Annotated in this window: 19 protein-coding genes; 17 read left to right on the top strand and 2 right to left on the bottom strand. The window is 74.4% G+C overall.

Features of this window, described 5'->3' with window-relative positions; all coding sequences use genetic code 11:
• Window positions 1-127: 127 nt before the first annotated feature.
• Genes PKA89_RS01415 through PKA89_RS01400 form a run of 4 tightly spaced genes read left to right on the top strand, consistent with a single transcriptional unit; the run spans window position 128 to window position 4,086 of the window.
• Complete coding sequence (locus PKA89_RS01415; protein ID WP_324415839.1) at window positions 128-1,273, top strand: ABC transporter substrate-binding protein; 1,146 nt, start codon at window positions 128-130, stop codon at window positions 1,271-1,273.
• Window positions 1,266-2,159 (top strand): ABC transporter permease, encoded by an 894-nt coding sequence (locus PKA89_RS01410; RefSeq protein WP_324415838.1) that lies wholly within the window; start codon window positions 1,266-1,268, stop codon window positions 2,157-2,159. The genes PKA89_RS01415 and PKA89_RS01410 overlap by 8 nt, the downstream gene beginning before the upstream one ends.
• The gene (locus PKA89_RS01405) at window positions 2,156-3,007 is read left to right on the top strand and encodes an ABC transporter permease subunit (RefSeq protein WP_324415837.1); all 852 of its coding nucleotides are present in this window, start codon (window positions 2,156-2,158) and stop codon (window positions 3,005-3,007) included. The genes PKA89_RS01410 and PKA89_RS01405 overlap by 4 nt, the downstream gene beginning before the upstream one ends.
• Entirely contained in the window at window positions 3,004-4,086 is a 1,083-nt protein-coding gene (locus tag PKA89_RS01400; RefSeq protein WP_324415836.1) for an ABC transporter ATP-binding protein, read from the top strand. The genes PKA89_RS01405 and PKA89_RS01400 overlap by 4 nt, the downstream gene beginning before the upstream one ends.
• Here the strand turns inward: PKA89_RS01400 and PKA89_RS01395 are convergent.
• Window positions 4,073-5,260 carry a low temperature requirement protein A gene (locus tag PKA89_RS01395; RefSeq protein WP_324415835.1) on the bottom strand — a complete coding sequence of 396 codons (1,188 nt, stop codon included), beginning with the start codon at window positions 5,258-5,260 and terminating at the stop codon, window positions 4,073-4,075. The two genes, PKA89_RS01400 and PKA89_RS01395, sit on opposite strands and share 14 nt — an antisense overlap.
• Window positions 5,261-5,430: 170 nt before the next feature.
• On the opposite strand from PKA89_RS01395, the gene PKA89_RS01390 reads away from it, so the two are divergent.
• From PKA89_RS01390 to PKA89_RS01355, 8 genes are all read left to right on the top strand, one after another.
• Window positions 5,431-6,270, top strand: a complete 840-nt coding sequence (locus PKA89_RS01390) for a purine-nucleoside phosphorylase (protein ID WP_324415833.1) — start codon at window positions 5,431-5,433, stop codon at window positions 6,268-6,270.
• 11 nt (window positions 6,271-6,281) lie between these two features.
• The gene (locus PKA89_RS01385) at window positions 6,282-7,958 is read left to right on the top strand and encodes a phospho-sugar mutase (protein ID WP_324415830.1); all 1,677 of its coding nucleotides are present in this window, start codon (window positions 6,282-6,284) and stop codon (window positions 7,956-7,958) included.
• A 204-nt stretch (window positions 7,959-8,162) separates the two neighbouring features.
• Window positions 8,163-9,152, top strand: a complete 990-nt coding sequence (deoC, locus tag PKA89_RS01380; protein ID WP_324415828.1) for a deoxyribose-phosphate aldolase — start codon at window positions 8,163-8,165, stop codon at window positions 9,150-9,152.
• 55 nt (window positions 9,153-9,207) lie between these two features.
• Window positions 9,208-10,656 (top strand): aldehyde dehydrogenase family protein, encoded by a 1,449-nt coding sequence (locus PKA89_RS01375; RefSeq protein ID WP_324415826.1) that lies wholly within the window; start codon window positions 9,208-9,210, stop codon window positions 10,654-10,656.
• Entirely contained in the window at window positions 10,653-11,561 is a 909-nt protein-coding gene (locus PKA89_RS01370; RefSeq protein ID WP_324415824.1) for an aldehyde dehydrogenase family protein, read from the top strand. Before PKA89_RS01375 ends, PKA89_RS01370 begins: the two co-directional genes overlap by 4 nt.
• 116 nt (window positions 11,562-11,677) lie before the next feature.
• Entirely contained in the window at window positions 11,678-12,202 is a 525-nt protein-coding gene (locus PKA89_RS01365) for a maleylpyruvate isomerase family mycothiol-dependent enzyme (protein WP_324415822.1), read from the top strand.
• A 108-nt stretch (window positions 12,203-12,310) separates the two neighbouring features.
• On the top strand, window positions 12,311-13,834 hold the full coding sequence (locus PKA89_RS01360) for a DUF222 domain-containing protein (RefSeq protein WP_324415820.1): 1,524 nt from the start codon (window positions 12,311-12,313) through the stop codon (window positions 13,832-13,834).
• Window positions 13,831-14,493: a Type 1 glutamine amidotransferase-like domain-containing protein gene (locus PKA89_RS01355; protein ID WP_324415818.1), complete on the top strand. Its 663-nt coding sequence runs from the start codon at window positions 13,831-13,833 to the stop codon at window positions 14,491-14,493. The genes PKA89_RS01360 and PKA89_RS01355 overlap by 4 nt, the downstream gene beginning before the upstream one ends.
• Window positions 14,494-14,517: 24 nt before the next feature.
• Here the strand turns inward: PKA89_RS01355 and PKA89_RS01350 are convergent, their stop codons facing one another.
• Window positions 14,518-15,147 (bottom strand): maleylpyruvate isomerase family mycothiol-dependent enzyme, encoded by a 630-nt coding sequence (locus PKA89_RS01350; protein ID WP_324415816.1) that lies wholly within the window; start codon window positions 15,145-15,147, stop codon window positions 14,518-14,520.
• Window positions 15,148-15,249: 102 nt separating this feature from the next.
• Here PKA89_RS01350 and PKA89_RS01345 point away from each other — a divergent pair, with 102 nt between their 5' ends.
• The 5 genes from PKA89_RS01345 to PKA89_RS01325 form a co-directional block, all read left to right on the top strand.
• The gene (locus tag PKA89_RS01345; RefSeq protein ID WP_324415814.1) at window positions 15,250-15,723 is read left to right on the top strand and encodes a MarR family winged helix-turn-helix transcriptional regulator; all 474 of its coding nucleotides are present in this window, start codon (window positions 15,250-15,252) and stop codon (window positions 15,721-15,723) included.
• Between the two features lie 53 nt (window positions 15,724-15,776).
• A complete protein-coding gene (locus PKA89_RS01340) occupies window positions 15,777-16,448 on the top strand; it encodes an ATP-binding protein (RefSeq protein ID WP_324415812.1) in 672 nt (223 codons plus the stop codon).
• A 245-nt stretch (window positions 16,449-16,693) separates the two neighbouring features.
• Window positions 16,694-17,680 carry a hypothetical protein gene (locus PKA89_RS01335; RefSeq protein ID WP_324415810.1) on the top strand — a complete coding sequence of 329 codons (987 nt, stop codon included), beginning with the start codon at window positions 16,694-16,696 and terminating at the stop codon, window positions 17,678-17,680.
• Window positions 17,677-18,309, top strand: a complete 633-nt coding sequence (locus PKA89_RS01330) for a DUF4129 domain-containing protein (protein WP_324415808.1) — start codon at window positions 17,677-17,679, stop codon at window positions 18,307-18,309. The genes PKA89_RS01335 and PKA89_RS01330 overlap by 4 nt, the downstream gene beginning before the upstream one ends.
• On the top strand, window positions 18,306-19,320 hold a 1,015-nt coding region (locus PKA89_RS01325), incomplete at its 3' end, for a DUF4350 domain-containing protein (protein ID WP_324415806.1). The genes PKA89_RS01330 and PKA89_RS01325, both read left to right, overlap by 4 nt.

Raw genomic sequence — 19,320 nt, 5'->3', positions numbered from 1 at the left:
ACCCACCGGACAGGTCACGGTGTTGCAAAGGTCCCTTTCCGAACCACTGCGCTCGACCATAGAGTGCCAGCGTGGCCGTCGTCGGCCCCCGGCTCCCCCGCCGTCCTTCGCCCCAGGAGGTCTCCTCATGTCCCGTCCCCTCGGCCGTCGCGCGGCTGTGCTCGCCGCGGCCGGCGTCACCGCCCTCGCGCTCGTCGCCTGCTCCCCGCCGACCGACAGCGGGTCCGGCGGCGGCAGCTCGTCGGGTGGCGGCTCGGACGCCAAGACCGCCACCTCCGCCCAGGACCTGGGCGGGATGGACGCCCTCGTCGCCGCGGCGAAGAAGGAGGGCGCGCTCAACGTCATCGCCCTCCCGCCCGACTGGGCGAACTACGGCGAGGTCATCAAGGCCTTCCAGGCGAAGTACCCCGAGATCAAGATCACGAGCGACCAGCCGGACGCCAGCAGCGCCGACGAGATCGCCACCGCCAAGCGGCTCAAGGGCCAGTCCGGCGCCCCGGACGTGTTCGACCTCGGCGCCGCCGTCGCCCTCGCCAACGTCGACATGTACGCGAAGTACAAGGTCTCGACGTGGGATGACGTCCCCGCCGACTTCAAGGACGCCGACGGCGCCTGGGTCAACGACTACGGCGGCTACATGAGCATCGGCTACGACTCGGCCAAGGTGCCGGCGCCGACGAGCGTCAAGGACCTCCTCGGCTCCGCGTACAAGGGCAAGGTCGCCCTCAACGGCAACCCGACCGAGGCCGGCGCCGCCTTCGCGGGCGTGCAGATGGTCTCGATCGCCGAGGGCGGGAGCGCCGGCGACCTCAGCAAGGGCGTCGAGTTCTTCAAGCAGCTCAAGGCCGCGGGCAACTTCCTGCCCGTCGACCCGACCCCGGCCACCGTCGAGTCCGGCCAGACGCCGATGGTCATCGACTGGGACTACCTCAACGCCTCGCTCAGCGCGAAGGTCCCGACGTGGAAGGTCTTCGTCCCCAAGGAGGCCGTCGTCGCCGGCTACTACTACCAGGCGATCAACGCCGACGCCCCGCACCCGGCCGCCGCGCGGCTGTGGCAGGAGTTCCTCTACAGCGACGAGGGCCAGAACCTCTGGCTCAAGGGCGGCGCCCGACCGGTCCGCTTCGACGCGATGAAGACCGCCGGGACGCTCGACCAGGCCGCCGCCGCGGCGCTGCCGCCCGTCGAGGGCACGCCGGTCGTGCCGACGCAGGCCGACGCCGACAGCGGCAAGAAGTACCTCGCCGACAACTGGGCCAACGCCGTTGGCTGACACGACGGTCGCCCGCCCCACGGGGGCGCTGCGACGGCTCCGGCCGTCCGGCGCCCTCGCGGGGGTCGTCCCGTTCTTCGCCTACACGACCGTCTTCCTCCTCATCCCGACGCTCGTCGTGGCGATCGGGGCCTTCCTCGACGGCTCGAACCGCTTCACGCTGGGCAACGTCTCCGCGCTGACCCAGCCCGCGGTCGTCCGCGGCCTCGTCCAGTCGGTCGTCCTGTCGGCGGTCACCTCGGTCGTCGGCGCGGTCGTCGGCGCCGTCCTCGCCTACGCCGTGAGCACGGCGCGGGCGGGGTCGGTGACGCAGCGCTTCTTCACGTCACTCTGCGGCGTCCTCGCCCAGTTCGGCGGTGTCGCACTGGCCTTCGCGTTCATCGCCTCGTTCAGCGCCCAGGGCCTGCTCAGCGTGCTGGTCTCCAAGGTCGGCATCGACACCGGAGCCGGGCTCTGGCTCTACGAGTGGGACCGCGGGCTGATGCTCGTCTACCTCTACTTCCAGATCCCCCTGATGCTCATCGTGTTCCTCCCCGCGGTCGAGGGCCTGCGCCCGCAGTGGCGCGAGGCCACCGAGACCCTCGGCGGCACGACGTGGACCTACTGGCGCCGGGTCGCCGGCCCGATCCTCCTGCCGTCGTTCGTCGGGGCGACGCTCCTGCTCTTCACGAACGCGTTCTCCGCGTACTCGACCGCCAAGGCGCTCGTCCCGCAGGCGAACCCGCTGCTCCCGCTCCAGATCGGCAGCTCCCTCTCGTCCGAGGTCATCCTCGGCCAGGAGAACGTCGGCAAGGCGATGGCCCTCGAGATGGTCGTCGTCGTCGCCATCGTCATGGGTCTCTACGCGTGGCTCGACCGCCGAGCCGGTCGCTGGACGAGCCGATGAGCGGCCGCTCGAGGTTCCGGCGGCGGCAGCGGGTCTTCCGCTGGGTGACCCTCACCCTGCTCCTCGCCTTCTTCGTCCTGCCACTGCTCGGCATGCTCGAGTTCACCGTGCAGGGTCCGGGCGGCAACGGCCGCAGCCTCGAGACCTGGCGCACCCTGGCCGACGTCTCGCAGATCTCGCTCGAGTACCCGGCGCTCAAGGAGGGCTTCCTCGCCTCGGTCGGGCTCGCCGTCGTCACACCGCTCGTCATGCTCGTCCTCCTCGTCCCGACGATGACGTGGGTGCGCCTGCGGCTGCCCGGCCTCTCGCGCACGGTCGAGTTCGTCTGCCTCCTGCCCCTCACGGTGCCGGCCATCGTCCTCGTCGTCGGGCTGACCCCGGTGTACGCCTGGGTCTACTACCTCCTCGGCTCCTCGACGATGTGGCTGGCGCTGGCCTACGTCGTCCTCGTCCTCCCGTACGCGTACCGCTCGCTCGACGCCGGGCTGCGGGCCATCGACGTGCGCACCCTCTCCGAGGCCGCCCGCTCGCTCGGCGCCGGTTGGCTCACCGTGATGTGGCGGGTCGTCCTGCCCAACCTGCGCACCGCCGTGCTGTCGGCCTCGTTCCTCTCGGTCGCGCTCGTCCTCGGCGAGTTCACCATCGCCAGCCTGTTCAGCAAGAAGAACCTCCAGGTCGCCATGTACGAGCTCGGCAAGTCCGACGCCAAGATCTCGGTCGCCGTCGGCCTGTCCGCGCTCGTCTTCGGCTTCGTCGTCCTCTTCGCGATGTCGTTCGTGGGCACCCGTCCCGCCGGCGCCGGTCGCGTCACCCGCCTCCGCCGCCGCCGATCCCAGGAGACCCCATGACCGCGTCCACCGAGGCCGCGACGACCCGCGGCACCGCCGTCCAGCTGACCGACCTGCGCCGGGTGTACGGGGGGGTGTCCGCCCTCGACGGGCTGACCCTGCACCTCGAGCCGGGCGAGCTGGTCTGCCTGCTCGGCCCGTCCGGCTGCGGCAAGACGACGGCGCTGCGCTGCCTCGCCGGGCTCGAGGACCCGGACTCGGGGACGATCGAGGTCGGCGGCCGCGACGTGACCCGCATCCCGACGAACAAGCGCGACATGGGGATGGTCTTCCAGGCCTACAGCCTCTTCCCGCACATGACGGCCCGCCAGAACGTCGAGTTCGGCCTCGAGCTGCGTGGCCGCGACAAGGCCTCGCGGCGGGCCCGGGCCGGCGAGATGCTCGACCTCGTCGGGCTCCAGGAGCACGCGGACAAGTACGCGCACCAGATGTCGGGTGGCCAGCAGCAGCGCGTCGCCCTCGCCCGCGCCCTGGCCATCGAGCCGCAGGTGCTCCTGCTCGACGAGCCGCTCTCCGCGCTCGACGCCAAGGTCCGGGTGCAGCTGCGCGACGAGATCCGGCGCATCCAGCTCGACGTCGGCACGACGACCCTGTTCGTCACGCACGACCAGGAGGAGGCCCTCGCGGTCGCCGACCGCGTCGGGGTGATGTCGACCGGCCGGCTCGAGCAGCTCGCCGCCCCGGCCGAGCTGTACTCCGCCCCGGTGAGCCCCTTCGTGGCCGACTTCGTCGGGCTGACCAACCGGCTGCGGGCCCGGGTGTCCGACGGTCGGGCGCACGTCCTCGGCGGCAGCGTGCCGCTGCTCCCCGGCTCGGCCGACGGCCCGGAGGTCGTCGTGCTCGTCCGGCCCGAGGGCGTGACCGTGGCGCCGGCCGACGGCGCGGGCACGGGCGCGGGTGCGGCGACCGTCGTCAGCGCGAGCTTCCTCGGCGGGCACGGGCGGGTCATCGCGCGCACCGGGTCCGACGAGCTGGTCACCATCCAGGTGCCCAACACCGACGTCACCCGCTACCGTCCGGGCGACGCGGTCACCCTCGCCCCCCGCGGCGACGCCGCGCTCGCCGTCACGGCCGGCTGACCGCCGGCGCGGACGGCCGGGGGCCTTCGAGCGCCGCGCCGAGGAGCGCCGCGGCCACGACGAGGAGTCCGACCGGGCTGGGCAGCCCGGCGAGCGGTGCCGCGAGGGCGAGGAGCACGACGGTCCCCGCGACTCGACCCGCCGGCCACGCCGCTCCGGTCCGCCGCTCGGCGAGGGCCATCGCGCCGAGCGCCAGCGCGACGCCGCCCGCGAGTGCCCAGGCCGCGCCGCCCCCCAGGTGCCCGTCGTCGAGGTGCGCGACCGCCTGCTCGACCCCGAACGCGGCGAGGACGATGCCGGCGACGACGGGCAGGTGCAGGTAGGTGTAGAGGTCGCGTCCGAGGTGCGCTCGGGCCGGGCCGTCGAGGGCCTGGAGGGCGCCCTCCAGGACGGGTGCGGAACGCTGGAAGTAGTTGAACCACAGGCCGACCGAGACGAGCACGGCCAGCACCGACACGCCGGCCAGCCGCAGCGAGACCGGCCGCTCGGCGGCGCCCACCCCGATGGCGACGAGCGACTCGCCGAGGGCGAGGATGACGACGAGCCCGTGCCGCTCGGCGAAGTGCGCCGCCGAGGTGAGGACCCAGCCTCCGCCCTCGCGGGAGGTGACGTAGATGACGACGAGGTCGTAGAGGACCGCCGCCAGCCACACCGGCCGCTGCCACGGTTCGTGGAGGAGGGCGCCGACCACGAGCAGCACCGAGGCCGGCCCGGCCGAGGTGGCGAGCGAGAGGACGACCTGCCGCCGCAGCCGCCGGTCCTCACCGGCGACGACGAGGTAGACCGCGAGGTGGACCACCCGGACCGCGGCGTAGCACCCGACGAGGACCAGCGGACCCGAGAGGCCGCCCGGCTGGTCGTGGAAGGCCTCGGGGATGGCGAGGCTCGCGACGAACATCACCGCCGTCGCCACGACGAGGGCCAGCCGGAGGACGCCCACGTCGGCGCGCGCCCCGTTGGCCAGCCAGGCGTACGAGCACCAGGTCCACCACAGGAGCGCGAGGACCACGAAGGCGTCGAGCGCCGAGCCGGGCGCGTCGCCGTGCGCCAGCAGCGCCGACACCTGGGTGAACGCGAGCACGTAGACGAGGTCGAAGAAGAGCTCGAGCGTCGTCACCCCGTCGCCCTCGCGGGCGGGACGCAGCCCGAGCAGGGACTCGCGGACCGTCGCCATCGGCACCTCCACGGTGAGTGCCCGACCGGCCCGGGGTCCCGGGCGGTCGCGTCACGGCCGCAGCCGTGTCGCGGGAAACATCCCGCCCGCCCCCGCGTGTTCCCGCGACCGGGTTCCCGGCACCGGACGGGGCGGTGCGCACCCCGCTCACCCGTCGCTACGCTGCCCCGGTGACCGACACCGCCGCCGCCCACGACCTCTCCGACCCCGCGACCGACCCGTTCGAGGTCGCCCGGGCCGCCGCCGCCGTCATCGCCGAGCGCACCGGCGCCGAGCGCCACGACGTCGCCCTCGTCCTCGGCAGCGGATGGGGGCAGGCCGGCGACCTCGTCGGGGAGACGCTGGCGACGGTCGAGAACACCGACGTACCGGGCTTCGGCCGGGCCGCGGTCGCCGGGCACAGCGGCTCGATGCGCTCGGTCGCCATCGGGGACACCGGCCGTCGCGCGCTCGTCTACGGCACCCGCACGCACTTCTACGAGGGGCGTGGCGTGCGCGCGGTCGTCCACGGGGTGCGCACCGCGGCGGCCGCCGGCTGCACGACCATCGTCATCACCAACGGCTGCGGCGGCCTGCGCCCGGAGTGGGCACCGGGCACCCCGGTGCTCATCAGCGACCACATCAACCTCACCGCCCACTCCCCCATCGAGGGCGCGAACTTCGTCGACCTCACCGACCTCTACTCGCCGCGGCTGCGGGCCGTCGCCCGGGAGGTCGACGACACCCTCGACGAGGGCGTCTACGTCCAGTTCCGCGGCCCGCACTACGAGACCCCGGCCGAGGTGCGGATGGCCAAGGTGCTCGGTGGCGACCTCGTCGGCATGTCCACCTCGCTCGAGTCCATCGCCGCCCGCCAGAGCGGCCTCGAGGTCCTCGGCATCTCGCTCGTCACGAACGCGGCGGCCGGCATCTCGCCCGACCCGCTCAGCCACGAGGAGGTCCTCGAGGCCGGCCGGGCCGCCGCCGACCGCTGTGGCCGGCTGCTCGCCGACGTCGTCGGCCGCATCTGAGGAGTCCCGCCGTGAGCACGACGACCGACCTCGACAGCCTCCTCACCGCCGCCCGGGCGTGGGCCGCCGACGACCCCGACCCCGTCACCCGCGCCGAGCTCGAGCAGCTGGCCGACGCCGCGGCCGCGGGCGACGACGCCGCCCGCGACGAGCTCGCCGACGCGATGGCCGGGATGCTCGAGTTCGGCACCGCCGGCCTCCGGGGAAAGCTCGGTGGTGGCCCGAACCGGATGAACCGTGCCGTCGTCGTCCGGGCCGCCGCAGGGTTGACGGCCTACCTGCAGACCCTCGACCCGGAGCCGTTCGTCGTCGTCGGCTACGACGCCCGCACCAACTCCGACGTCTTCGCCCACGACACGTGCGCCGTCGTCACCGGGATGGGCGGGCGCGCCGTCGTCCTCCCGCACCCGCTGCCGACCCCCGTGCTCGCGTACGCCATCCGGTACCTGGGCGCGGATGCCGGCGTGATGGTCACCGCGTCGCACAACCCGCCGCAGGACAACGGGTACAAGGTGTACGTCGGCGACGGCTCGCAGATCGTGCCGCCGGTCGACGGGCTCATCGCGGCCGAGATCGCGCGCGTGCCGTCGGTGGCGTCGGTGCCGCGGGCCGACGACGGCTGGGAGACCCTCGGCGACGACGTCCTCGAGGCCTATCTCGCCGACGTGGCGACGGTCGTCTCCCCCGACGCGCCGCGCGAGCTGATCGTCGTGCACACCGCGCTGCACGGCGTGGGTTCCGAGACGGTGCGACGGGCCTTCGCCGCGGCGGGCTTCGCCGAGCCGCTGCCGGTGCCGTCGCAGGCCGAGCCGGACCCGATGTTCCCGACCGTGTCCTTCCCCAACCCCGAGGAGCCCGGCGCGATGGACGCCGCCCTCGAGCTCGCCGAGCAGACCGGCCCCGACCTCGTCGTCGCCAACGACCCGGACGCCGACCGGTGCGCGGTCGCGGTCCCCGGCCCGGGCGGCTGGCGGATGCTCCGGGGCGACGAGGTCGGCGCGCTGCTCGGGTCCCACGTGCTGTCGCGGGGGGTCGAGGCCGACTCCGCCGGGGCCGTGTTCGCCAACTCGATCGTCTCCTCCCGGTTGCTCGCCGCGATGTGCCGGGCCGCGGGGGTGCGCCACGAGGAGACGCTCACCGGCTTCAAGTGGATCGGCCGCGTGCCGGGGCTGCGCTACGGCTACGAGGAGGCACTCGGCTACTGCGTCGACCCGGGGCACGTGCGCGACAAGGACGGCGTCTCCGCCGCCCTGCTCGTCGCCGAGCTCGCCGCGACCCTCAAGGCGGAGGGCCGAACGCTGAGCGACCGGCTCGACGACCTCGCCCGCGCGCACGGCGTGCACGCCACCGACTCCTTCTCGGTGCGCGTCGACGACCTCTCCCTCATCGGCACGGTGATGGACCGGCTGCGCTCGGCGCCGCCGGCGTCGGTCGCCGGGGTCGACGTGGCCCGGGTCGACGACCTGGCCCGCGGCGACGGCGGGCTGCCCCCGACCGAGGGCCTGCGCTGGTACCTCGCCGACGACTCGCGGGTCATCGTCCGGCCCTCCGGCACCGAGCCCAAGCTCAAGGTCTACCTGGAGGTCGTCGAACCGGTGGCGGGCGAGGACCTGCGCGGCGCCCGCGAGCGCGCGGCGTCCCGGCTGGCGGCCATCCGGGCCGACCTCGAGGCCGCGACCCGCCTCTGACGCCCCCGCCCCACCCGTCGAGTGAACAGAACACGCCGTATGCACCCGCCGCGACACGTCGTGTTCTGTTCACTCGACGGGGTTCAGCGGGGCGGGAGGGTCGCCCGCCGGTGGCAGAACGTGACAGGACTCGCGTCGCGGAGTCGTGCGCAGGTGCCCCGTCCGGCCGTGACCGGCACGCCCGGGCGCCCGTAGACTCCCGGGGTGAGCACCGCCACCGACGTCGACCCGACGGCGCGCGCCCGGGAGATCCTCGGCGTCTCGCGCCTCACCAACTCCGCCCTCACCGGCTGGCTGCACGGCCTGCCGGGGGTCGACCAGGTCGGCTGCGAGGCCCGGGCCGCGGCCCTGTCCACCCGCTCGGTCAAGACGACGAGCAAGGCGTGGGCCATCGACACCGCCATCTCGATGATCGACCTCACGACGCTGGAGGGCGCCGACACCCCCGGCAAGGTCCGCGGCCTCTGCACCCGGGCCCTCGTCCCGGACCCCACCGACCCGAGCACGCCGAGCCCCGCGGCGGTCTGCGTCTACGGCGACATGGTCGGCACCGCACGAGAGGTCCTCGGCGGCAGCGGCGTCCGCATCGCCGCCGTCGCCACCGCGTTCCCGAGCGGCCGGGCCAGCCGCGTGGTCAAGCTCGCCGACGTCCGCGACGCCGTCGAGGCCGGGGCCGACGAGATCGACATGGTCATCGACCGCGGGGCGTTCCTCGCCGGGGACTACCTCACCGTCTTCCGCGAGGTCGCCGAGACCAAGGAGGCCTGCGGCGACGCCCGCCTCAAGGTGATCATGGAGACCGGCGAGCTCGCCACCTACGACAACGTCCGCCGCGCCTCGTGGCTCTCGATGCTCGCCGGCGGCGACTTCATCAAGACCTCCACCGGCAAGATCTCCCCCGCCGCGACCCTCCCGGTGACCCTCGTGATGCTCGAGGCGGTCCGCGACTGGCGCGACGCCACGGGCGAGCAGGTCGGGGTCAAGCCGGCGGGCGGCATCCGCACGAGCAAGGACGCCATCAGGTACCTCGTGACGGTCAACGAGGTCGCCGGCGAGGAGTGGCTCGACAACCACTGGTTCCGGTTCGGCGCCTCGAGCCTGCTCAACGACCTCGTGCTGCAGCGCCAGAAGATGACGACGGGTGCCTACTCCGGCGCCGACTACGTCGCCGACGACGCCCCCAGCGGCTACTGACCACCCGACGCCACCAGACGCCACCAGACGCCACCAGACGCAAGGACAGCAGCGAATGCCCACCTTCGAGTACGCGCCGGCCCCCGAGTCCCGGGCGGTCGTCGACATCGCGAGCAGCCACGGCCTGTTCATCGGCGGCGAGTTCGTCGAGGCCACCGGCGGGAAGCCGTTCAAGACGGTCAACCCGGCCACCGAGGAGGTCCTCTCCGAGGTCTCCGAGGCGAGCGCCGACGACGTCGACGCCGCCGTCCGCGCGGCCCGCACCGCCTACACCCGCGTGTGGTCGCGGATGAGCGGCGCGGACCGCGGCAAGTACCTCTACCGGATCGCGCGGATCATCCAGGAGCGGGCCCGCGAGCTCGCCGTGCTCGAGACCCTCGACAACGGCAAGCCGATCAAGGAGAGCCGCGACGTCGACATCCCGCTCGTCGCCGCGCACTTCTTCTACCACGCGGGCTGGGCCGACAAGCTGTCCTACGCGTCGCTCGGCGAGAACCCGCGCCCGGTCGGCGTCGTCGGCCAGATCATCCCGTGGAACTTCCCGCTGCTCATGCTCGCGTGGAAGGTCGCGCCGGCCCTCGCGTGCGGGAACACGGTCGTCCTCAAGCCGGCCGAGACCACGCCGCTCACCGCACTGCTCTTCGCCGAGATCTGCCAGCAGGCCGAGCTGCCGCCGGGCGTCGTCAACATCGTCACCGGCGCCGGCGCCACCGGGCAGGCCATCGTCGACCACCCCGGCATCGACAAGCTCGCGTTCACCGGGTCCACCGGCGTCGGCAAGATGATCGCCCGCTCGATCGCCGGCACCCGCAAGAAGGCCACGCTCGAGCTCGGCGGCAAGGGCGCGAACATCATCTTCGACGACGCCGCCATCGACCAGGCCGTCGAGGGGATCGTCACCGGCATCTTCTTCAACCAGGGCCACGTGTGCTGCGCCGGCAGCCGGATCCTGGTGCAGGAGAACGTCACCGACGAGGTCGTCCGCCGCCTCAAGCGCCGCCTCGGCACGCTGCGCGTCGGCGACCCGATGGACAAGAACACCGACGTCGGCGCCATCAACAGCCGCGCCCAGCTGCAGCGCATCGAGGAGCTGACGGCGGTCGGCGAGAAGGAGGGCGCGGAGCGCTGGGACTCCGGCTGCGCCCTGCCGACGAACGGGTTCTGGTTCCGCCCCACCGTCTTCAGCAACGTCTCGCAGACGCACCGCATCGCCCAGGAGGAGATCTTCGGGCCGGTGGTCTCGGTGCTCACCTTCCGGACGCCCGGCGAGGCGGTCGCCAAGGCGAACAACACGCCGTACGGCCTGTCGGCCGGCATCTGGACCGAGAAGGGCAGCCGCATCCTCTGGATGGCCGACCAGCTGCGGGCCGGCGTCGTGTGGGCCAACACGTTCAACAAGTTCGACCCGACCTCGCCGTTCGGCGGCTACAAGGAGTCCGGCTACGGCCGGGAGGGCGGCCGACACGGGCTGGAGGCCTACGTGAAGACCGGGACCGAGCAGTGAGCGCGCGCGTCGACGTCCGCAAGACGTACAAGCTCTACATCGGCGGCAAGTTCCCCCGCTCCGAGAGCGGCCGCTCCTACGAGGTGGTGGCCGCCCCGACCGGGCGCCGCACGACGCCGCGCTTCCTCGCGAACGCCGCCATGGGCTCGCGCAAGGACGCCCGCGACGCCGTCGTCGCCGCCCGCAAGGCGCAGCCCGGATGGGCCGGGGCGACCGCGTACAACCGCGGCCAGGTGCTCTACCGCGTCGCCGAGGTGATGGAGGGCCGCCGCGCGCAGCTCGTCCAGGACGTCCGCGACTCCGAGGGGCTGACGCCGGCCCGCGCCGAGGCGGTCGTCTCGGCGGCGATCGACCGGTGGGTCTGGTACGCCGGCTGGGCCGACAAGTACCCGCAGGTGCTCGGCGGGCTCAACCCGGTCGCCGGGCCGTACTTCGACATCTCGGCGCCGGAGCCGACCGGGGTGGTCGCGGTGCTCGCGCCGCAGGCGTCCTCGCTGCTCGGGCTGGTGTCCGTCGTGGCGCCGGTCGTCGTGTCCGGCAACACCTGCGTCGTGCTCGCGTCCGAGGAGCGGCCGCTGCCGGCCATCGACCTCGCCGAGTGCCTCGCGACCTCCGACGTGCCGGGCGGCGTGGTCAACGTCGTCACCGGGCGCACCGCCGAGGTCGCGCCGTGGCTGGCCTCCCACCGCGACGTCAACGCCATCGACCTCACCGGCGCCGCCGACGCGCCGGGGGTCGAGTGGGGCGAGCTCGAGCTCGCGGCGGCCGAGAACCTCAAGCGGGTGCTGCGCCCCGGGGGGTCCGGTCCGGAGGCGGTCGAGCCCGACTTCGAGCCGACCCCCGACCTCTCGCGGCTCTCGGCGTTCCTCGAGACCAAGACCGTCTGGCATCCCAAGGGCCGCTGACTCCCGTTCTCCTCCCCGAACGTGTGTGAAGGACGTCGGCATGTCGACGGTCTTCACACACGTTCGAGGGAGGACTAACCCCCTGAAGGGGGGTCGAGTGGTCATACGGTCCGGGGATGGCTGACACGACCACCCTCTCGACCGCGCTCGACCAGCTCGTCGACCTCCTCGGGGACGTCGACGACGACACCGCCGCACGCACGACCCCCTGCTCCGACTGGACGGTGGCCGAGCTCGCCGACCACGTCGTCCACGGCACGCACAACTTCGCCCGCGGGGTGCGCGGGGAGGACGTCGACTGGGCCGCCGCCGCGCCCTCGGTCTCGGGCGGCCGCGCCGCCGCGATGCGCGCCGCGGCCGACGACCTCCTCGCGGCGTGGGCCGACGCCCCCGAGGATGCGGACGGTCCCCCGCGGGAGTGGCAGTGCTCCGAGCTGGCGGTGCACACGTGGGACCTCGCCCGGGCGCTCGGGGTCGACACGGCGGACCTCGACCAGTCGGTCGCCGAGAAGGGTGGCGAGTTCATGCGTCCGTCGCTGACCGACGAGAACCGGGGCAGCGCGTTCGGCCCGGAGCGCCCGGCGCCGGAGGGGGCCGACGCGTACACGAGCCTCGCCGCGTTCGACGGCCGCGAGGTCTGATGGAGCGCGTCCGCGAGTCGATGCCCTGACAGTGAATCCCGTTCTGCTGAGGGCGAACTGTCGTCCACAGGGGCTTGTCGTTCGAACGTGAGTTCGGTACGATGAGGCATGGACAGGGGGAGCATCTCGAGCCGCATCGCGGCACTCCGCGAGGAGTGCGCGCGGCTGGGTCGTGAGCTGGCCGAGGACGGGTCGGGGCTGGCGCCGGAGGACGCGTTCGCGCTCGCCGGGGAGGCCCAGCACCTGGCCAACTCCGCGGACGGCCTGGTCGCGGTGGCTGCCTCGTGGGGGGCTCGGGTCGAGGTGCGCCTGTCCGGGAGCGGTCCGGTGGAGCGGGTGCACCCGGTGGGGTTCGTGGACCCGATGTCGGCGTCGATGTTCTGCCTGGAGGCCGGGCTGACCGAGGGGGTTGCCGGTCGGAAGGTGACGCTCGGTGCCACGCTCGGCGAACGGTTCCCTCACGTGCGCCGCCTGCTCTTGCAGGGCGAGGTGACGGCCGTATCGGCGCAGAAGGTCGTCGACGCGTGCGCCGGCCTCGACGTCGACGCCTGCCTGCGGGTGGATGCCGAGCTCGCTGGCCGGCTGGCGGGGATGGACCCGGCCCGGGTGACCTCGGAGGCGCGACGGGTGGCGACGCGGGTGGCGGCCGACCAGGTCGCCGCCCATGCCGCGACCACGAAGCGGGGCCGGTGCGTCGAGGTGCGGGCCGGGGTGGACGGGCTGACCGACTGGTTCGGCTCGCTCCCCACCGCCACGTCGGCGGCGATGTGGTCGGCCGTGGAGAAGCTCGCCGGGCAGTACCGGCAGGTCGACGCCGACCTGTCGCTGCCCGAGTCACGCGCGGATGCGCTGGCCGACCTGGTCCTGCGGAACGTGACCGTCTCCGCGCAGGTGACGCTCGGGGTGCCAGTCGTCACCGACCAGTCCACCCCGGAGCCCACACAGGGTGAGCGGTTCCGGGTCGAGTGGGACGACGAGGACACCGTCGTCGACGCCGTCACCGGTGAGGTGACCCGGTACGCCGACCTCGAGCCCGGCTCCCGCGAGGAGCTGTCCTGGCGGGAGGAGCCGCCGGAGCCGACCGGGGACCTCATCACCGTCATGGCCGCGCTGGGGCCGGGGTCCTGGGTCTCGGGGGCGCAGCTGCCGGGCGTCGGCTGGGTGGACGCCACCACGATGGCCAGCCTCCTCAAGACCCTCCCGCTGGAGGTCGCCCGAGCCGTCCTCGACGCCCCGACCGGCACCCTGGCCTCCCTGACCACCGCCGCCTACCGGCCCACCAAGGCCATCGCCGACTTCGTCAGGACCCGCGACGGCACCTGCCGGATGTGGGGCTGCTCGAGACCGGCTGCGCGCTGCGACGTCGACCACTGCCGACCCTGGCCCGACGGGCAGACCATCCCCACCGAGCTCGAGTCCCTGTGCCGGCACCACCACCGGTTCAAGCAGACCGGCCGATGGCGACCGGTCCTCGACCCCGACGGCACCCTCACTTGGCACGGCCCCAACGCCGCGACCCGCACCACCGAACCCGAGCACCGCCGTGTGCCCGGCCCTGGAGCGGTGAGTTCGCGTCCCGAGACCGGTCAGATCATGGACCACCCGTTTCCGCACCACCGAGGAGAGCCGTGAAGCTGTTGCTCACGTCAGGCGGCGTCACGAACGCCACGATCCACGCCGCGCTCGTCGAGCTGCTCGGCCGACCCGTCGAGGAGGCCCGCGCCCTCTGCATCCCGACCGCGCAGTGGGGCCACCCGATGTGCGGGCCCGGCAGCGTGCAGCGGGTCGTGGGCGGCGGGGCCGGGTCGCCGCACCTCACCGGGCTCGGCTGGGGGTCGCTCGGCGTCCTCGAGCTCACCGCCCTGCCGAGCATCGGCGAGGAGCGCTGGCTGCCGTGGGTGCGCGACGCCGACGTCCTGCTCGTCGACGGCGGCGACGCCACCTACCTCGCGCACTGGATGCGCGGGTCCGGACTCGCCGCGCTGCTGCCCACCCTCACCGACACCGTGTGGGTGGGCGTCAGCGCAGGAAGCATGGTCCTGACCCCGCGGATCGGCGACGACTTCGTCGAGTGGCCGGGCGCCCCCGACGACCGCACCCTGGGCCTCGTCGACGTCGCGATCTTCCCCCACCTCGACGCCTTCCCGCACAACACGATGGCCGACGCCGAGCGATGGGCGGCGTCCCTCGACGTCCCGGCCTACGCGCTCGACGAGCAGAGCGCGCTGCGCGTCGTCGACGGTGCGGTCGAGGTGGTCTCCGAGGGCCGGTGGCGGTACTTCGAGCGCTGACCCTCCTCGGACGACGCGTCGACGTCAGCGCCGCAGGGCCTCGACCCCGGGACCGGTCAGCTCGTCGAGGACCACCCCTCGCCCGGTGAGACCGAGGGCCAGCGCCTCGAGCGTCCCGGCGACCTCGGCGCTGTCACCCCAGTGCCAGTCGGCGTCGGTGGCGCGCAACGAGATCCCGGCCAGGCGGCCGGGGTCGAGCAGGCTCGGCAGCGGCGCCGGACCGGTGAGGTGGTCGAGCACCTCGACCCAGTCCGCGGCCGGGACGTCGGCGTCGAGGCCGAGCGGCCGGGCCAGGTCACGCAGGTGGATGCACGTGTCCGTGAACGGGCCGACCGGGCCGACCCGCGGCGGGTCGACCTCGTCACCGGCGTGCCCACGGAGCAGTCGGACGAGCTCGGCGGGCTCCCGCCGGGCCAGCCGGCGGGCGACGGCGTCGACCGTGGCGTCGGTGTCGCCACGGTGGCGCAGCGCGACGAGGACGAAGCGACCGAAGCCGACGAGCACCGGCTGGAGCAGGTGGCCGGCCAGGTGCCGGACCGTCCAGCCCGCGCAGAGCGTGTCGGCCTCCCACTGTGTGGGGGCCAGGCCGTCGAGCACGTCGGCCACGAGGAGCCGGTTGCGCGTCGTGCGGTCGAACAAGTCTCGGCGGTCCATCGCGGCCCCCTCGTCGTCACGCCCCCGGGTCCCGGTGGCCAGTTGACACCCAAGGTGTCATACGCCCGAGGCGGATGACAACCCCGGTGCCAGACTGGGCGGGTGTCCGCCCCGCTCACCCCCGACCGCCTCGGCCCCCGGCTCGCCGAGGTCTACCACCTGCTCGGCACCGTGTACCGCCAGGTGCAGCGCCGCGTCGAGACCGACGAGCCCGCGATGGGGATGTCCGTCGGCGTCCGGGCCGTCCTCGACGCCCTGCACCGGCGCGACCGCCCCACGACCGTCCCGCGGCTCGCCGCCGACCTCGAGCTGAGTCGCCAGTTCGTCCAGCGGATGGTCAACGACGCCCTCGACGCCGGATGGCTCGAGCGCCGGGACAACCCGTCCCACCGCCGCTCGGTCCTCCTCGCGCTGACGCCCGCGGGCCGGGCAGCCATCGACGCTGTGGTCGGTCGGGAGCACGCCCTGATGGGCGCCACCCCCGGCGGGCTGACCGAGGAGGACGTGGCGACGACGCTGCGGGTCCTCGCCGCGATGCGCACCGCCCTCGACCGGCTGGACCGGGCGCCGTCCTGAGCCCTCCCGGCCACGTCGCCGGGTACCGCACCGCGCGCCTAGGATGGTCGCCCGTGGAGGATCCGGACGACGCGCGCGAGAAGCCCGGACCGTCCCCGGAGAGCACCCTCGACAGCACTCCGCACGCCACGCCCGACCGGCGCCGCGTCGTCGTCCTCGCCGGCCCGAGCGGCGCCGGCAAGTCCCGCCTCGCCCACCGCCTGCACGCGGCCCGCGGCTGGCCGGTCTTCCGGCTCGACGACTTCTACCGCGACGAGGACGACCCGGCGATGCCCCGCCACCCCGAGCTCGGCATCGTCGACTGGGACCACCCGGACAGCTGGGACGGCGAGCGAGCGGTCGCCGCCCTGCACGAGCTGCTCGCCACCGGATGCACCGAGCTGCCGGTGTACGACATCTCCCGCAGCCGGGCGGTCGGTGCGCACGAGGTCACGGCGCGGCCCGACGACCTCGTCCTCGCCGAGGGGATCTTCGCCGCCGAGGTCGTCGCGCGGCTCGACGCCGAGGGGATCCTGCACAGCGCGTGGTGCGTGCACCACCGGCCCGCCGTGACGTTCGTGCGCCGGCTGCTGCGCGACCTGCGCGAGCGCCGCAAGGCCCCCGCGGTGCTCGTCCGGCGCGGGTGGCGGCTCATGCGCGACGAGCCGGGGATCGTCGCCCGGCAGACCGCCCTCGGGGCCGTGGGATCCCGCGCAGCGGCCGTGGAGGCGCACCTCCTCGGTTAGGGTGGCGCCGTGACCGTCGAGGGGGCCCGAGGATGAGCGACCAGCCCTGGGTGGCACCGGGCTCCGAGCCCACGCGGCCGGTCCCGCCCCCGCCACCACCCCCTCCCGGAGCACCGTCCGCAGCCCCTCCCGCGGCCCCTCCGGTCGCGGCTCCGCAGGGACCCCCGCCCGGCGCGTGGCCGCCTCCGCCGCCCGCCGGCCCGCCGCCCGTCCCCTACCGCGCGGTCGAGTTCCGCCCGGGCATCGTGCCGCTGCGGCCGCTGACCCTCGGCGACCTCTACGGCGGCGTCCTCAAGGCCGTCCGCGGCAACCCCGCGGCGACCATCGGCCTCGCCGCCCTCACCTCCTTCGTCCTCCTCCTGCCGACGACAGCGCTCGGCGCGTTCCTCGCCGGGGTCAGTGGCACCGATGCCCTCGGCACCGCCTTCTCCGGGAGCGACACCCTCCCCGACGGCTACGCGCTCTCCCTCGTCGGGCAGTACCTCCCGGGGATCGGCCAGCTCCTCGCCGGCATCCTCCTCGCGGGCTTCCTCGCCCAGGTCGTCGGCCAGGCCGTCCTCGGCCGCAAGGTCGGGATGGGTGAGGTGTGGCGCGCCACCCGCGGCCGCGTGCTGCCGATGGTCGGCGTCGTGCTCGTCACCGGCGCCGCGTTCCTCCTGCTGCTCGTCGCGGCCGTCCTCGTCTGCGTGGTCCTCGTCATGGCCGTCGACCCGCAGGGTGGCGGCGGGATCGCCGCGGTCGTGCTCCTCGTCCTCCTCGTCGTGGTCGTCACCGTCGCGCTGCTCGTCCTCCTCTGGGTCCGGTGGTCCTTCGCCACGCCGGCCGTCGTCCTGGAGCGGATGGGGGTGTTCGACTCGCTGAGCCGCAGCTGGGAGCTCGCCGGCAGCCCTCGCCGTGGCCCGTTCTGGCGCATCTTCGGCATCCGGCTGCTCACCGCCGTCATCGTGGGCATCGCCTCCTCGATGATCACCTTCCCGATCTCCCTGGCCCTGGTCGCCGTCGTCGTCGCGTCCGCATCCGGTGACGTCGACCCCGGCACGCTCGCGGTGGCCCAGACCGTCGTCTCCGGCATCACCGCGCTGCTCACCGGCGCCCTGACGACGCCGTTCACCGCCGGCGTCGACGCCCTGCTCTACGTCGACGTCCGGGTGCGCACCGAGGGCCTCGACATCCGGCTCATCCAGGCCGCCCAGGGAGCCGCCGAACCGCCGTGGCCGGTCACCTCCCCGTGACCCCGTTCGACGCGCCCCTCGACCCGACCGGCGAGGAGGCCCGGCGCTGGCTCGAGGACGAGCTGTCGAGCGCGCGCTACCACGCCCAGCCGGGGCTGCTCGACCGGCTCCGCGAGCTCCTCGACCGGTTGCTCTCCGCCAGCCCGGACGGCGGCCTCCCGTCGGTCGCGGTCCCCGTCGCGGTCGGCCTCGTCCTCGCCGTCCTCGGGCTCGTCCTCTGGCGGGTGCTGCGCCGCGACGTCGGGGCCACCGGGTCCGGTCGGGGACGGCAGGTCCTCGACGTGCCGGACGTCCCGGCCGCCACCCTGCGCGCGCAGGCCCGGGCGGCCCTGGCCCGCGGCGACTGGGACACCGCCGTGCTCGACGGGGTGCGCGCCACCGCCCGCGCGGCCGTCGAGCGGGTCGTCCTCGACGACGCCCCGGGGCGGACCGCGCACGAGGTGGCCGTCGCCCTCGCCGAGCGCTTCGCCGACGAGCGCGACGCCCTCGTCGCGGCCGCCGACGCGTTCGACGCCGTCCGCTACGGCCACCGCGCCGCCTCCGAGACCGCGGCCCGGGACGTCGTCGCCCTCGGCGACCGGCTCGCCGCCGCCCGGCCCGACGCCGCCCGGCCGGAGCCGGTCCGATGACCACGACGGTCGCGCCGGCCGGCGTCGACACCGGACGCGCGGTGCGCCGCACCCGAGCCGTGCTGCTCTGGGCGCTGGCCGTCGTCCTCGGTGGCGCCCTCCTCGCCCTCGTCGCCGGGGGCGAGCCCCCCGAGGAGTACCTGCACCCGGACGGCACGGGACAGGGCGGCGCCCGCGCCGTCGTCGAGGTCCTCGGCGACCACGGCATCGACGTCGAGGTGGTCACCACCTCCACGGCAGCCGTCGACGCCACCCGCGACGGCGACACCCTCGTCGTCGGCAACTCGGACCTGTTGACCGACACCGCGTTCGAGCGCCTGCTGCGCGGCACCCGCTCCGCCGACCGCGTCGTCCTCCTCGACGCCGCCCCCGGCGTGCTGCGCTCGGTCGACCTCGGCGTCGTCGCGAGCGCGGCCGACGGCGACTCCGACCGGCCCGACTGCTCGCTGCCCTGGGTGCACGGCGGCGAGCGGGTCACCCGCATCTCCCGGGCGATCACCGCCTCCGGCGACGCCCTGCCGAGCGGGGCCCGCGGCTGCTGGCCGACGACCTCCGGCCGAGGCGGTGAGCCGCCGGCCTACGCGGCCGTCGACCTGCCGGCCACCGGCGACCACGCACCGGTGACCGTCGTCGGCTTCCCGGACGCCGCGACCAACCGCTTCGTCACCGAGGGCGACAACGCCGCCCTCGTCCTCCGCCTGCTCGGCGGCTCGTCGCACCTCGTCTGGTTCCACCCCGGCCCGCAGGACGCGACGGCCAACCCCGCCCGCGACGCCCCGTCGGTCTGGCCCGGGTGGACCGCCCCCGGGCTCGTCGTCGTGGCCCTCGCGTTCGTCGCGTTCGCCGTGGCCCGGGGCCGACGGCTCGGCCGGCTCGTGCCCGAGCCCCTGCCCGTCGTCGTCCGCGCGGCCGAGACGACCGAGAGCCGCGCCGAGCTCTACCGCGCCACCGCCGACCGGTGGCGGGCCGCGCGCGTCCCCCCCTCGGCGACCACCCGCCGGCTCCCCACCC

Source organism: Phycicoccus sp., assembly GCF_035325325.1.
Taxonomy (GTDB): Bacteria; Actinomycetota; Actinomycetes; order Actinomycetales; family Dermatophilaceae; genus Phycicoccus.
This window is presented reverse-complemented; position numbering and strand designations above follow the sequence as displayed.

What these genes read in the sequence shown, in the direction of transcription:
- PKA89_RS01375 (WP_324415826.1), top strand. Translation starts at nt 9,208, where the DNA reads ATGCCCACCTTCGAGTACGCGCCGGCCCCCGAGTCCCGGGCGGTCGTC.
- PKA89_RS01415 (WP_324415839.1), top strand. Translation starts at nt 128, where the DNA reads ATGTCCCGTCCCCTCGGCCGTCGCGCGGCTGTGCTCGCCGCGGCCGGC.
- PKA89_RS01350 (WP_324415816.1), bottom strand. Translation starts at nt 15,147, where the DNA reads ATGGACCGCCGAGACTTGTTCGACCGCACGACGCGCAACCGGCTCCTC.
- PKA89_RS01405 (WP_324415837.1), top strand. Translation starts at nt 2,156, where the DNA reads ATGAGCGGCCGCTCGAGGTTCCGGCGGCGGCAGCGGGTCTTCCGCTGG.
- PKA89_RS01400 (WP_324415836.1), top strand. Translation starts at nt 3,004, where the DNA reads ATGACCGCGTCCACCGAGGCCGCGACGACCCGCGGCACCGCCGTCCAG.
- PKA89_RS01395 (WP_324415835.1), bottom strand. Translation starts at nt 5,260, where the DNA reads ATGGCGACGGTCCGCGAGTCCCTGCTCGGGCTGCGTCCCGCCCGCGAG.
- PKA89_RS01360 (WP_324415820.1), top strand. Translation starts at nt 12,311, where the DNA reads ATGGACAGGGGGAGCATCTCGAGCCGCATCGCGGCACTCCGCGAGGAG.
- PKA89_RS01365 (WP_324415822.1), top strand. Translation starts at nt 11,678, where the DNA reads ATGGCTGACACGACCACCCTCTCGACCGCGCTCGACCAGCTCGTCGAC.